Consider the following 12,659-nt stretch of genomic DNA (forward strand, 5'->3'; position numbering starts at 1 on the left):
GGAAGGCGTGTCCGGCTGACCCCGCCCTGCGCGAGCTCGTGCCGCCTTCTCGGATCGGCGAGTCCGGCTCCTCGATCGTAGCGAGCACCGTCGTGGTCGAACCACTCGGCGGTCGACAGTGGACGCGGGCCGAGCGCGCCCTCAGCGGCGGGACCTGGCGTAGTCGCCCGGGGTGGTGCCGTGCCAGCGGCGGAAGGCGTGGATGAAGCTCGCGGCCTCGGCGAAGCCCAGTCGGGTGGCGATCTGCTCCACCGACCACCGGTGCTGGTCGAGCAGCGCGGTGGCGCGTTCGGCGCGGGCCTGGTCGAGCAGGATCTGGTAGGTGGTGCCGGACTCGGCCAAGCGGCGTCGGAGGGTGCGCGTGCTCAGGCCCAGGGATCGGGCGACGGTGCTCATGGGTTCGGTGAAGCGTTCTGAGTGTCGGAGGAGGTCGCGTACCGCTGAGGTGACGCCTTGGCGGTCGCGGCGGCGGGTGGCCAGGGTTCGGCATTGCTGTTCGCAGGCCGCGGTTGTCTCCGGGTTGGCCAGGGGCAGGGTTCGGCGCAGGACTGTGGCGTCCACGACCAGTCTGTTGTGGTGCGTGGCGAAGGTGGGGTGCACGCCGAAGGTGTCGTGGTGCGGGCGGGTGTCGGCGGGCGGCTGGTGGGTGAAGGCGACCGACAGGGTGGGAGCGCCGCCGGGCGCCAGTTCGTTGATCACGGTGTGGATGGCGGCCAGGTCGCGTTCCACCAGGAACGTCGACACGTCGGCGGGCAGCGAGCGGGGGTGGAGTCCGATCACCAGGTGGTCGTGCTCCAGGGCCGCGGTCGGGGCGGTGAAGGCGAAGCTCAGGTCCAGGTAGCGCAGCGCGGTGTCCACCGCGTCCTGGACCGTGGCGGCGCTGAGGAAGGCGAAGCCGAGAACGCCGAAGGTGGTGGCGTGGTAGCGCGTGCCGACCTCGACCCCCGCGTTGGGCAGGTGTGCCGCCAGGTTGCGGACCACCCGTAGTTCTTGGTCGGCGTCGACCTCGGCGGTGGGGTCGGCGAGGCGGGCCGGCGTGATGCCGCTGCCGGCCAGCAGGTCCGGTGCGGGGACGCCGTGTTCGGCGCCGAAGCGCAGGAGCAGGGCGACGCCGGCGATGCCGCGTGGGAAGTCCCAGTGCCGGACGGCGGGCTCGGCGAACGAACTCATGGCCGCGATTGTCAATTCCGCGGCCCGCGTTGTCCTGGTGCGTTCGGGTGGTTCTTCCTAGCTTCGGGTGCTGTGCGAGCGGATCCCGAAGTGGTGGTCGTGGGCGCCGGGTTCGGCGGGCTGGGTGTGGCGTTGTCGTTGCACCGGGCCGGGTTCCGGCGGTTCACCGTGCTGGAGCGGGCGGACGGGGTGGGCGGGGTGTGGCGGGACAACACCTACCCGGGGGCCGCGTGCGACGTGCCGTCGTCGCTGTACTCGTACTCGTTCGCGCCGAACCCCGAGTGGCCGCGGCGGTACGCGGCGCAGCCGGACATCCTGGCCTACCTGGTGCGGGCTTCGGCGGTGGTGCGGGACCGGATCCGGTTCGGCGCGGACGTTGTGGCTGCCCGGTTCGGGGGTGGGCGGTGGCGGGTCGAACTCGCCGACGGGCGGTCGGTCGGGGCCGATGTGCTGGTTTCCGCGGTGGGGCAACTCTCCCGGCCCTTGGTTCCCCGCATCTCCGGGGTGGAGCGGTTTGAGGGGCCGGTGTTCCACAGTGCGCGTTGGGATCATGCGGTTGACCTGCGCGGACGGCGGGTGGCCGTGGTCGGCACGGGGGCGAGCGCGGTGCAGTTCGTGCCGGCGATCCAGCCTCGGGCGCGGGCGGTGACGGTGTTCCAGCGCACCGCGCCGCACGTGTTGCCCAAGCCGGACGCCGTACGACGTGGGGCCGCGCGCCCGGTGGCGTCGAGGGCCGCGAGGTTCGGGACGTGGTTGGCGGGTGAGGCGCTCACCGCGCTGCTCACCAGCGGACCGGTCGGGCGGGGCGTGGTCGCCGGGTTGGCCGCCGCGCACCGGCGGATCCGGGTGCCCGACCGCGACCTGCGCGCCCGGGTGCGGCCGACGACGCGGGCGGGGTGCAAGCGGGTGCTGTTCAGCAACGACTGGTACCCGGCGTTGCGGGCGCCGAACGTCGAATTGGTCACCGAGCCGATCGCCGAGGTCACCGCGTACGGCGTGCGCACCCGCGACGGCCGCGAGCACCGCGCGGACGTGCTGGTCTGGGGCACCGGGTTCGCCGTCGCCGACTTCGCCCTGCCGCGCGTGACCGGGCGGGACGGGGCGGACCTGGCCGAGGTGTGGGCGGGCCGGCCGCGCGCGCACCTGGGGATGTGCGTGCCGGGGTTCCCGAACCTGTTCCTGGTCTACGGCCCCAACACCAACCTCGGCGGCAACTCGGTGCTCACGATGATCGAGGCGCAGTGCCGGTACGTGGTGGCCGCGGTGCGGCACCTCGCGGCCACCGGCGCGGCGTCGCTGGAGGTCCGGGCCGACGTGGCCGAACGGTTCGACGCGCGGCTGCGCGACCGGCTCGCGGGCGGCGTGTGGGCGGGCTGCTCGTCCTGGTACCGCACGCGGGACGGGTCGATCACGACCAACTGGCCCGGCCTGACCTGGGAGTACCTGCGGCGCACCAGGCGGTTGCGGCTCGCCGACCACCTGGTCCGGGCGGAGGGGTGAGCGTGGACTACGACGTGCTGGTGATCGGCTCCGGGTTCGGCGGCTCGGTGACGGCCCTGCGGCTGACCGAGAAGGGTTACCGCGTGGGCGTGCTGGAGGCCGGCCGGAGGTTCCGCGACGACGAGTTCCCGCGCACGTCCTGGCAGGTCCGCGACTACCTGTTCGCCCCGGCCCTGGGCTGCACGGGCATCCAGCGGATCACGCCGCTGCGGGACGTGCTGGTGCTCAGCGGGGCCGGGGTGGGCGGCGGTTCGCTGGTGTACGCGAACACCCTCTACCAGCCCCCGGCGTCGTTCTTCCGCGACCCCCGGTGGGCGCACATCACCGACTGGGAAGCGGAACTGGCGCCGCACTACGAGCAGGCGAGCCGGATGCTCGGTGTCGTCGACAACCCGATCACCACGCCCGCCGACCTGCTGCTGCGGAAGGTCGCCGAGGAAGCGGGCGCGACGTTCAGGACGACGCGGGTCGGAGTCCACTTCGGACCCGGCGGCGAGGACCCGTTCTTCGGTGGTGCGGGGCCTGTGCGCGGGTCGTGCACGGCGTGCGGCGCGTGCATGACGGGGTGCCGCTTCAACGCCAAGAACACCCTGCCGAAGAACTACCTCCACCTCGCCGAACGGGCGGGCGCGCAGGTGTGGCCGCTGACCACCGCCACCGGCGTGCGCCCCCACGGCACCGGCTACGCCGTCCGCACCCGCCGTACGGGTGGCCGGGCGCGGCGCACGTTCACCGCCGACCACGTCGTGTTCGCCGCGGCGTCCCTGGGCACGCAGAAGCTCCTGCACGCGGCGCGCGGCGGCCTGCCGAAGCTGTCACCGCGCCTGGGCGCGTTGTGCCGCACCAACTCCGAAGCGGTCGTCGCGGTCCGCTCCCCCGCCGCCGGCGTCGACCACTCGCGCGGGCTGGCGATCACCTCCTCGATGCACCCCGACGCCGACACGCACGTCGAGGTCGTGCGCTACGGCCGGGGCAGCAACCTGTTCGGACTGCTGATGACCACGCTCGTGGACGGCGGTCCGCGCCGGCTGCGCCGAGGGCTGGGCCAGTTGAGCGGCGAACTCGGGAGCCTGTTGGAGCTCCACGCGCCAAAACGGTGGTCGGAGGAGACGATCGCCTTGCTGGTCATGCAAAGCCTGGACAACTCGCTGACGACCGTGCCCCGCAGAGGACCCTTCGGGCTGACGACCCGCCAGGGCGAGGGCGTGCCCAACCCGACCTGGATCCCCGCCGGCCACGACGTAGCCCGGCGGCTGGCCGCGCACGCCGGCGGTGTCGCGCGCGGCGCCTGGACCGACCTCTTCGACATCCCGATGACCGGCCACCTCATCGGCGGGTGCGTCATCGGCGACTCCCCCGCCACCGGCGTCGTGGACCCGTACCACCGCGTGCACGGCCACCCCGGGCTGCACGTGGTCGACGGCTCGACCATTCCGGGCAACCTCGGCGTCAACCCGGCGCTGACGATCACCGCCCTGGCGGAACGCGCCACGTCGTTGTGGCCCAACAAAGGTGAGCCGGACCCACGACCCTCCCCCGGCACCCGGTACGCGCGCCTGGCACCGGTTCCGCCGCGTGCGCCGGCCGTGCCCGCCGGTGCGCCGGGCGCGTTGTGGTTCGAAGGGAGGTCCGATGTCTGATCAACCCTGGCCCCCGCCGCCCTGGGACCTGCGCGGCGAGGCCGTGCTGACGGTGTGGACCGTGCGGCGGGACGCGGTGCCCGCCCTGCCGCCGGACGTGCGGCCGATCACCGTGGCGGGCCGGGCCGTCGTCGTGACCGCGTTCGTCGACTACCGCCCGCCCAGCGTGTTGGCCTACCGCGAACTGCTGGCCGCCGTCCTCGTGCGCCGCCGCGCCCGCCTGGGCGTGACGATCACCCACATCTGGGTGGACGACGCCTGTTCGATGCTCGGCGCGCGGGCCCTCTGGTCGATCCCGAAGCAGCCGGCCGACTTCAGCCCGGGCCCCGGCGTCCCGATCGCCCGGGCGCGCGAAGACGTGGTCGCCCGACCGAGGTTGCCCGTGGCGGCGGCCGTGTCGGTGTGGCAGCACGGGAAGAGCACACCGATGCGCGCGGCGGCGCGGGTCGGCCGGACGCGGCTGCGCTGGCGGTTCCCCGCCGGCGGCGGCCTGGAGTGGATGACCGCGGCGACCCCGCGGCTGCACCTGGCTGTGGCGAACCTGCGCCTGCGCTTCGGTTCGTCCTGATCGCGGCGCGACCCGTGCCGCGACGTCCCACCGATGAGGAGCGATCATGCGATTAGCGGTCCCTGCCGCCGCGTTGGCGCTGGTGGCGAACATGACACCGACGGCCGTGGCGGCCCCGCCCGACTACGGGCTGCCCGGCACGCACACCGTGGCATACACCGACGTCACGGCCGTGGCCGGGGGCAGGTCGGTGCCGGCCCGCGTCCACTACCCCGCCACGGCGTCCGGGGCGAACCAGCCCGTGGCCGCCGGCCGCTTCCCGGCCGTCGCGTTCGGGCACGGCTTCCTCCAGGCGACCTCCAGGTACACCGGCACCAGCACGCACCTGGCGTCGTGGGGGTTCGTCGTCATCGTGCCCACCACGCAGGGCGGGTTGAGCCCGGACCACGGCGCGTTCGCCGACGACCTCAACGCGGCCCTGACCTGGCTGGTCGCCCAGGACACCACCACCGGCGCCCGGTTCCGCGACCACATCGCCACCTCGGCGCTGGGCGTGTCCGGGCACTCGATGGGCGGTGGCGCGGCGGTGCTCGCCGCGGCGCGCAACCCCGGGGTGACCGCGGTGGCGACCCTGGCCGCCGCCGAGACCACCCCCTCCGCGAAGGCCGCAGCCGCCGGGTTGGCGGCGCCGGCGCAGTTCGTGGCCGGCTCGCAGGACGCCATCGCGCCGCCCGCCGACCACCAGCGGCCGATCTACCAGGCCAAACCCGCGCCCAAGCAGTTGCGGACCATCACCGGCGGCGCGCACTGCGGCTTCATGGACTCCTCGGGGCTGTTCTGCGACAGCGGGTCGATCAGCCGGGCGGCGCAGCTCACCGCCGCCAAGCGGGTCGTGACGGCGTGGTTCCGGCACTACCTGACCCGGGACCCGGCGGCGCGTGACCTCGTGTGGGGCACGCCCGCCCGCACGGACCCGGCCGTGGTGTTCGAGGGTTCGGAGTGACCGATGCTCACCGGCGCGTGGCGCGGACCGTCCGCGCCACCGCCCACACCAGCGCCGCCAGGACCGCGACCAGCAGGTACTCCACGGCCGGGATGCGCACCACCTCGTCGATCCGGCCGAGTCCCCGCCACGAGTACACGGCCAGCGCGGCGACGACGAACCAACCGGCTATCCACCACCGCGTTCGCACGCTGAAGCCGACGCCGTGCATCTGGGTCAGCACGAAGATCGCCACGAACCCGAAGAAGAACATCGGCCACAGCCCGTTCGGACCGGAGTTCATGACCGCGACCAGCGTCCCGTGCACCGCCACCAGCACTTCGAGCGTGAGCGTCCACCACCGGTTGGTGTGGGCCGTGGTGAACATCAGACTGCTTTGCAACAGCAGCAGGAACATGTAGAAGAAGCCGATCAGGTGCCCGCTGGTGGACTCCATCGGGTGGTACCAGAACGTGTAGATCGCGGCCCAGCTGAACAGGTAGCCGTGGTAGCGGCGGGCGATGCGCACGACCTCCGCGGAGATCGGGGCGGGCCGGGCCAGCAGCAGGCCGCGCCGGCGGTTCTCCATCAGGAGGACCACCACCAGCAGCAGGACCACCGAGCCCTGGGAGCTGAAGATCGACACGTCCTGCGCCAGACCGTCGTAGAACAACTGCGTCTGCACGACGTGCAACCCGATGAACGCCCCGTTGACCGCCAGCGCCACCACGTTGAGCCGGTGCAGGCCCGTGGTGTACCGGCGCACCCGGGTCTGCGCCAGGTAGATCAGCCACCACGACGCCACTTGGTGGGCGGCGTAGCCCAGCCACGCCGACACCCGCGTCCAGACGGTGGGTTCGGGCAGCTTCCAGTAGTACCAGGACGCGCCCTGGTCGGGCAGCAGGGCGACGTGCAACCGCTGCCCCAACAGCCACACCGCACCGGTGAGCGCGGCGCTGCCGAGCACACCCCACACCAGGACCGACCGGCCCGTTTTGGTCAGCACGCTGAGCATTATGCGCATTGCTCAGCAGGCTGAACAAATCCTTGCCGGCCCCGTCCAGCGGCGCTACGTTCAGCAGGCTGAGCAAATTTCGGAGGTGCCTGCCGTGGCCCGGTACACCCTGCGCGTCAACGGGGAGAAGCACGAGGTTGACGTTGACGGCGACACCCCGCTGTTGTGGGTGTTGCGCGACGAACTCGGCCTCACCGGCGTGAAGTACGGTTGCGGGGTCGGCGTGTGCGGAGCCTGCACGTCCCATGTGGACGGTGTTGCCGCGCGGCCGTGCGTGCGTACGGCGGCGGAGAGCGCGGATGCGGCGATCACGACCGTTGAAGGGCTCTCCCGGGACGGCGAGCACCCGGTGCAACGGGCTTGGCGGGCGCTCGACGTGGCGCAGTGCGGATACTGCCAGCCGGGTCAGGTGATGGCCGCGGCGGCGTTGTTGGCGCGTGATCCCGACCCGGACGACGCGGCGATCGTGGCGGCGTTGCGCGACAACGTGTGCCGTTGCGGAACCTATCCGCGCATCCGTGCGGCGGTGCGGCTGGCGGCTCGACTGTTGCGGGAGGCGCGGTGATCAGCCGGCGGGTGTTCCTGCACGGGACGGGGTTGAGCGCCCTGGTCGTCGCCGCGCCTTCCGGGGACCTTGTGCCCAACGTGTTCGTGCGGCTGGATGTCCGGGGTCGGATCACGGCGACCGTGCCGCGGCCGGACACCGGTCAGGGGCTGCGCACGGTGGTCGCGCTGCTGGTCGCCGAGGAGCTGGCCGTCGATCCGGACGACGTCGTGCTGGAGCAGGCTCCCGGCGACGTCGAGAAGTTCGGCCCGCAGGCGGTGAGCAACTCGACCTCCGTGCGGCAGCTCGCCACGCCGATCCGCACCGCCGCCGCGACGGCCCGGTGCCTCCTGGTCACCGCCGCCGCTCGACGCTGGCGGGTCCCGGTGGCCGAGTGCACGGCGCACGACGGGGCGGTGTGCCACCCGCGCCGGGGCCGGCTGCCCTACCGCGCGCTGGTCACCGCCGCCGCCGCGCTGGACCCCGCCGAGGTCCCCGTCGAGCTGACCCCGCCGCGACGGTGGCGGCTGCTCGGCCGCACCCCGGTGGGCCGGGTCGACGCGCGCGAGCACGTCACCGGCCGCACCCGGTTCGGGCTGGACACCCGTCCGCCCGGCGGCCTGGTCGCGGTCGTGGCCCGGCCGCCCTGGATCGGAGCGGTTCCCGAGAGCGTCGACGACAGCGCGACCCGTGCGCTGCCCGGGGTCGTGGACGTCGTGACCCTCACCGCGCCCGGTCAAGGCCAGGGCGGCGTGGCGGTGCTGGCTCGAACCACCCACCAGGCGTTGCGCGGGCGTGAGGTGTTGCGGGTCACCTGGCGCGGCGGCACGCCGCGGGCCGACAGCCGGGCCTGGCTGGCCGACCTGCACGCCGCGCTGCCCGCCGAGAGCCCGATCGCCGGCGTCCAACAGGTCTACCGGATGCCCCTGCTCGCCCACGCGCCGATGGAACCGATGAACGCCACCGCCCACGTCCGCCCCGACGGCGTCACGGTGTGGGCGCCCACCCAGGACCCCGGCGGTCTGCGCACCCAGCTCGCGCGGGTGCTCGGCGTCCCGGCGTCATCGGTCCGGGTCGAGGCGACCGCGTCCGGTGGCGCGTTCGGGCGGCGCATCGAGTCCGACCCCGTGTTGGAGGCGGTGGCGTGCGCGCGGCGCGCCGGAGTGCCCGTCTCGGTGCTGTGGACCAGGGACGACGACATGCGCCACGACTCCTACCGGCCCATGTCGGTGCACCGGGTGACGGCCGTCGTGGACGCCACGGGACGGCCCGTGCGGCGGGCGCACGAGGTGGTCACGTGGCCGTTGACCGTCGTGCCGCCCTTCGCCAACCCGGCCGTGATCCGCGCCAGCGGCGACCACTTCCCCTACGCCGTGCCCGGCGAGGTCAGCGTCACCGTGCGCCCGGCTCCGCTGCGCACCGGGTTCTGGCGCGCGGTCTACGCCGGGCAGTTCGGCTACGCCGAGGAGTGCTTCCTCAGCCACCTCGCCGACCGGGCCGGCCTGGACCAGGTGCGGTTGCGCCGCGACCTGCTGCCCGCCGGCTCACGGCTGCGCCACGTGCTGGACGCGGTGGCGCAGCGGTCCCGGTGGGCGAACCCGGCGCGGCCGGGCACGACGCGCGGCGTGGCCTGTCACGAGGACTACGGCTCGGCCATCGCGGTGGTCGCCGTCGTGGACCCTTCGGCTCGGCGGGTGCTGCGCGTGCACGCCGCCGTCGATGTCGGGGTTCCCCTGCACCCGTCCGGTGTGCGGGCGCAGGTCGAGGGCTGTGTGGCGGACGCCGTGTCCACCGTGCTCGGCGCGCAGGTCACCGTCCGCGAGGGGCGGGTCGTGCAGTCGTCGTTCGGCGACTACGGGTGGGCCCGGATCGACCAGGCGCCGGACGTGGACGTGGTCCTGGTGCCGTCGGACGCGCCGCTGGGCGGCCTGGGCGAGCTGGCCTACCCGCCGGCCGCCGCCGCGATCGCGTCCGCGCTGGCCACCGGCGCGGCACCGGTGACCGGGATGCCCCACGGCGCTGAGGTCGGCTGACCGGCGTCTGGGATGATGAACCCGTGGCCGATGGGGACGAGAGGCAGGTGGCGCGCCGCCCGGACCAGGTGGACGCGGACGTCGCCTCCTGGCCCACCGGCCGGCTGCTGTCGGTCGCGGCCCGCGTCGTGGAGAAGCGCTTCACCGACTTCCTCACCGGCCGGGGACTCACCCACGCCGGTCTGATCGCCCTGCACCACCTGGCCGACGGCCCCCGGTCGCAGCGGCAGCTGGCGCAGCTGTGCCGGGTCACCGACCAGACGATGAGCCGCACGATCGACCACCTCACCCGCAGCGGCCACGTCGAACGCCACCCGGACCCGCGCGACCGCCGCCGCACGTCGGTGCGGATCACCCAGCCGGGCCGCCGCGCCCTCACCGCCGCCCGCCGCGCGGAACGCGAGTCCGACCTGCTGCTGGGCGCGGTGGACGACTACGACCACTTCCGCCGCCAGCTGATCACCCTGATCGCCGCCGCCACCCCGGCCGAGGGCTGATCACCCTTCCGCGGGGCGCACCACGGCCACCGGGCACGGCGCGTGCAGCACCATCGCCTGCCCGATCGAGCCGAGCAGCATCCCGACGAACCCGCCGTGCCCGTGGCTGCCCACGACGAGCAGTTGCGCGTCCTCGGCGTGGTCGATCAGCGCCCGGGCCGGCGACTCGTGGACCACACGGCGTTCGACGGTGACATCGGGGTAGCGCTCCTGCCACCCGGCCAGCCGCTGGGCGAGCAGGCGCTCACCCTCCCGCTCCAGGACGTCCCGGTCGAACGCCAGCCGTGGCGCGGCGTCGGGACCGGCCACCACCAGCGGCGACGGCACGTGCACCGCCCGCAGCGCCGCGCCCCGCGCCGACGCCGCCTCGAACGCGAACCCGATCGCCGCCTCACCGGCCGGCGCACCGTCCACGCCGACCACCACCGGCCCGGTCGTGCGCTCGTGGCCCCGGACGACGACGACCGGGCAACTGCCGTGCGCCGCCACCGCCGTCGCGACCGACCCGGCCCGCAACCCCTCGAACCCGCCCGTCCCGCGCGCGCCGAGCACGACCAGGTCCGCCTGCCGGGACTCCGCCACCAGCGCGTCCACCGTCCCGGCCTCGACCAGCCGGGTCTCCCCGGCGTGCCCGGTCTCGGCCAGGATCCGCCGACCCTGCTCCTCGTACTCCCCGCGCACCTCCTCGGCGGGCAGCAGCGACACGGGGAACCCGATCGGCGGGACCCGGTAGGCGTGCACGAGGCGCACCGGCAGCCCACGCCGCTCCCCTTCCGCGACCGCCCACCGCACCGCCGCCTGCGCCTCCCGCGAACCGTCCACGCCGACCACGATCACTCCGACTCCTCCTTCTCGCCCGGCCGACCGGTGATGGTCAGGACCGGTTCGGAGTTTTGCACGGTCACGGAAACGCGGTGGCCCGGGCGCAGGTCACCGGAGAGCAGGGCACGGGACAGGCGGCGGTCCAGTTCCCTGGCGATGGCGCGGCGCAGGGGGCGGGCGCCGTGCTCGGGGGTGTAGTCGGTGGTGGCCAGCCAGGTGACGGCCTCCTCGGTGACGTCCAGGGTGATGTCCTGGGCGGCCAGGCGGTCGCGGGTGTCGTTGAGGAGGAGTTTCGTGATCCGGCGGAGGTCGTCGGCGTCCAGGGCGCGGAAGAGGATGGTCTCGTCCAGGCGGTCGAGGAACTCCGGGCGGAAGTGCAGGGCGTGCTCCGGGCCGGTGTTGCTGGTCATGATGACGACCGCGTTGGCGAAGTCCGTGGTCCGGCCGTGGGCGTCGGTCAGGCGACCGGTGTCCAGGAGTCGCAGCAGGGTGTTCAGCACTTCGGGGTGGGCCTTGTCGATCTCGTCCAGCAGGACCACCGAGTACGGGGTGCGGCGGACCGCGCTGGTCAGGGCGGGGACCACGTGCTGCCGGGCGTATTCGGACATGTCGAAGCGGATCAGGCGGTCCGGGGAGCCGTAGAGGGCCTCCGCGAGGGCTCGGGCCACCTCGGTCTTGCCCACGCCGGTGGGGCCCAGGAAGAGGAACGAGCCGGTGGGGCGGTTGGGGTGCTTCAGACCGGCTCGGCCCAGGCGCACGGCGTCGGCCACCGCTTCCACGGCCTCGTCCTGGCCGATGATCCGGCGGTGGAGCTGGTCTTCGAGGGTGAGCAGGCGGTGGCGTTCGGACTCGGTGAGCTGGGTGACCGGGATGCCGGTGCTGCGGGACACGACCTCGGCGACGTCGTCGGCGTCGACCCGGGGGGCGTCGGCGAGGGCGGCTCGGGCGGCGGCCAGCTCGGCTTCGGCTTCGGGCAGGCGTTGGTCGGGGTCGTCCTCGCGGAGGCGTCGGACGCGGTCTTCCAGGGCGTCCACGTCCGGGGGCGGGGACTTCTGGCGCAGGCGGACGCGGGCTCCCGCGCGGTCCATCAGGTCGATGGCCTTGTCGGGCAGGAAGCGGTCGGTGACGTAGCGGGCGGACAGTTCCACCGCCGCCCGGACGGCCTCGTCGGTGATGCGGACGGCGTGGTGGCGTTCGTAGCGGCTGCGCAGGGCGGTGAGGATGGTGATCGTCTGGGCGGGTGACGGTTCGTCGACCAGGACGGGTTGGAAGCGGCGTTCCAGGGCGGCGTCCTTGGCGATGTGGCGTTGGTACTCCTCGACCGTGGTGGCGCCGATGAGTTGCAGGCGGCCGGTGGTGAGGGCGGGTTTGAGGATGTTGGCGGCGTCCATGACCGCGCCTTCGGCGCTGCCCGCGCCCACGACGGTGTGCAGTTCGTCGATGAAGAGCACGATCATGCGGTTGGTGGCGGCGACCTCGTCCATGACGCCCTGGAGGCGTTCCTCGAACTCGCCGCGGTACTTGGAGCCGGCGACCATGGCGGCCAGGTCGATCGAGATCAGGCGGCGGCCGGCCAGGGTGGGCGGGACGTCGCCGGTGGCCATGCGGGTGGCGATGCCCTCCACGATCGCGGTCTTGCCCACGCCGGGGTCGCCGAGCAGGACGGGGTTGTTCTTGGTGCGCCGCGACAGCACCTCGACCACCTCGTCGATGACGTCGTCGCGGCCCACCACCGGGTCCAACGCCGCTTCGCGCGCGGACGCGGTCAGGTCCCGCCCGAACCGCTCCGCCCGGCGGGTCGGCGAGACGGGCGCGCCGCCCAGGCCGGCGAACAGCTTGCCGACGAGGTCCTCCAGGGGGTTGTCGCCGAAGCGGAAGAAGTCGTCCGGCATCGCGGTGCCACCTCCGTTCGGGACGCCTCCCCCATGGTCCTCCCCCGTGACGCGGG

General features: G+C 73.8%; 11 protein-coding genes. 7 read left to right on the forward strand and 4 right to left on the reverse strand.

Annotated elements, in window-relative coordinates:
* Positions 1 to 141: 141 nt before the first annotated feature.
* Positions 142 to 1,170, reverse strand: a complete 1,029-nt coding sequence (locus ABD126_RS33410) for an AraC family transcriptional regulator (protein ID WP_343938604.1) — start codon at positions 1,168 to 1,170, stop codon at positions 142 to 144.
* 72 nt (positions 1,171 to 1,242) lie between these two features.
* Between ABD126_RS33410 and ABD126_RS33415 the strand changes: the two genes are divergently transcribed.
* The 4 genes from ABD126_RS33415 to ABD126_RS33430 are packed head-to-tail and all read left to right on the forward strand — an operon-like array spanning position 1,243 to position 5,821.
* Positions 1,243 to 2,670, forward strand: a complete 1,428-nt coding sequence (locus tag ABD126_RS33415; RefSeq protein WP_343938606.1) for a flavin-containing monooxygenase — start codon at positions 1,243 to 1,245, stop codon at positions 2,668 to 2,670.
* Positions 2,671 to 2,672: 2 nt separating this feature from the next.
* A complete protein-coding gene (locus ABD126_RS33420; RefSeq protein ID WP_343938608.1) occupies positions 2,673 to 4,310 on the forward strand; it encodes a GMC oxidoreductase in 1,638 nt (545 codons plus the stop codon).
* Positions 4,303 to 4,878, forward strand: coding sequence for an acetoacetate decarboxylase family protein (locus ABD126_RS33425; protein ID WP_343938610.1), 576 nt, complete (start codon positions 4,303 to 4,305; stop codon positions 4,876 to 4,878). Before ABD126_RS33420 ends, ABD126_RS33425 begins: the two co-directional genes overlap by 8 nt.
* Positions 4,879 to 4,924: 46 nt before the next feature.
* The gene (locus tag ABD126_RS33430) at positions 4,925 to 5,821 is read left to right on the forward strand and encodes an alpha/beta hydrolase family protein (protein WP_343938612.1); all 897 of its coding nucleotides are present in this window, start codon (positions 4,925 to 4,927) and stop codon (positions 5,819 to 5,821) included.
* Positions 5,822 to 5,828: 7 nt separating this feature from the next.
* Here the strand turns inward: ABD126_RS33430 and ABD126_RS33435 are convergent, their stop codons facing one another.
* Entirely contained in the window at positions 5,829 to 6,806 is a 978-nt protein-coding gene (locus tag ABD126_RS33435; protein ID WP_343938614.1) for a hypothetical protein, read from the reverse strand.
* Between the two features lie 103 nt (positions 6,807 to 6,909).
* On the opposite strand from ABD126_RS33435, the gene ABD126_RS33440 reads away from it, so the two are divergent.
* The 3 genes from ABD126_RS33440 to ABD126_RS33450 are packed head-to-tail and all read left to right on the forward strand — an operon-like array spanning position 6,910 to position 9,889.
* Positions 6,910 to 7,380, forward strand: a complete 471-nt coding sequence (locus ABD126_RS33440) for a (2Fe-2S)-binding protein (protein WP_343938708.1) — start codon at positions 6,910 to 6,912, stop codon at positions 7,378 to 7,380.
* On the forward strand, positions 7,377 to 9,392 hold the full coding sequence (locus tag ABD126_RS33445) for a xanthine dehydrogenase family protein molybdopterin-binding subunit (protein WP_343938616.1): 2,016 nt from the start codon (positions 7,377 to 7,379) through the stop codon (positions 9,390 to 9,392). The genes ABD126_RS33440 and ABD126_RS33445 overlap by 4 nt, the downstream gene beginning before the upstream one ends.
* A 23-nt stretch (positions 9,393 to 9,415) precedes the next feature.
* Positions 9,416 to 9,889 (forward strand): MarR family winged helix-turn-helix transcriptional regulator, encoded by a 474-nt coding sequence (locus tag ABD126_RS33450; RefSeq protein ID WP_343938619.1) that lies wholly within the window; start codon positions 9,416 to 9,418, stop codon positions 9,887 to 9,889.
* On the opposite strand, the gene ABD126_RS33455 is transcribed toward ABD126_RS33450, so the two are convergent.
* Together ABD126_RS33455 and ABD126_RS33460 are read right to left on the reverse strand one after the other, a co-directional pair.
* On the reverse strand, positions 9,890 to 10,726 hold the full coding sequence (locus ABD126_RS33455; protein ID WP_343938621.1) for a universal stress protein: 837 nt from the start codon (positions 10,724 to 10,726) through the stop codon (positions 9,890 to 9,892).
* Complete coding sequence (locus tag ABD126_RS33460; protein WP_343938623.1) at positions 10,723 to 12,603, reverse strand: ATP-dependent Clp protease ATP-binding subunit; 1,881 nt, start codon at positions 12,601 to 12,603, stop codon at positions 10,723 to 10,725. The genes ABD126_RS33455 and ABD126_RS33460 overlap by 4 nt, the downstream gene beginning before the upstream one ends.
* Positions 12,604 to 12,659: the final 56 nt, after the last annotated feature.

It is taken from the genome of Saccharothrix mutabilis subsp. mutabilis (genome assembly GCF_039521145.1).
GTDB classification, from domain to species: domain Bacteria; phylum Actinomycetota; class Actinomycetes; order Mycobacteriales; family Pseudonocardiaceae; genus Actinosynnema; species Actinosynnema mutabilis.

Excerpts from the sequence above, each read along its gene's own strand:
- ABD126_RS33410 (WP_343938604.1), bottom strand. The coding sequence starts at position 1,170 with ATGAGTTCGTTCGCCGAGCCCGCCGTCCGGCACTGGGACTTCCCACGC.
- ABD126_RS33425 (WP_343938610.1), top strand. The coding sequence starts at position 4,303 with ATGTCTGATCAACCCTGGCCCCCGCCGCCCTGGGACCTGCGCGGCGAG.
- ABD126_RS33430 (WP_343938612.1), top strand. The coding sequence starts at position 4,925 with ATGCGATTAGCGGTCCCTGCCGCCGCGTTGGCGCTGGTGGCGAACATG.
- ABD126_RS33460 (WP_343938623.1), bottom strand. The coding sequence starts at position 12,603 with ATGCCGGACGACTTCTTCCGCTTCGGCGACAACCCCCTGGAGGACCTC.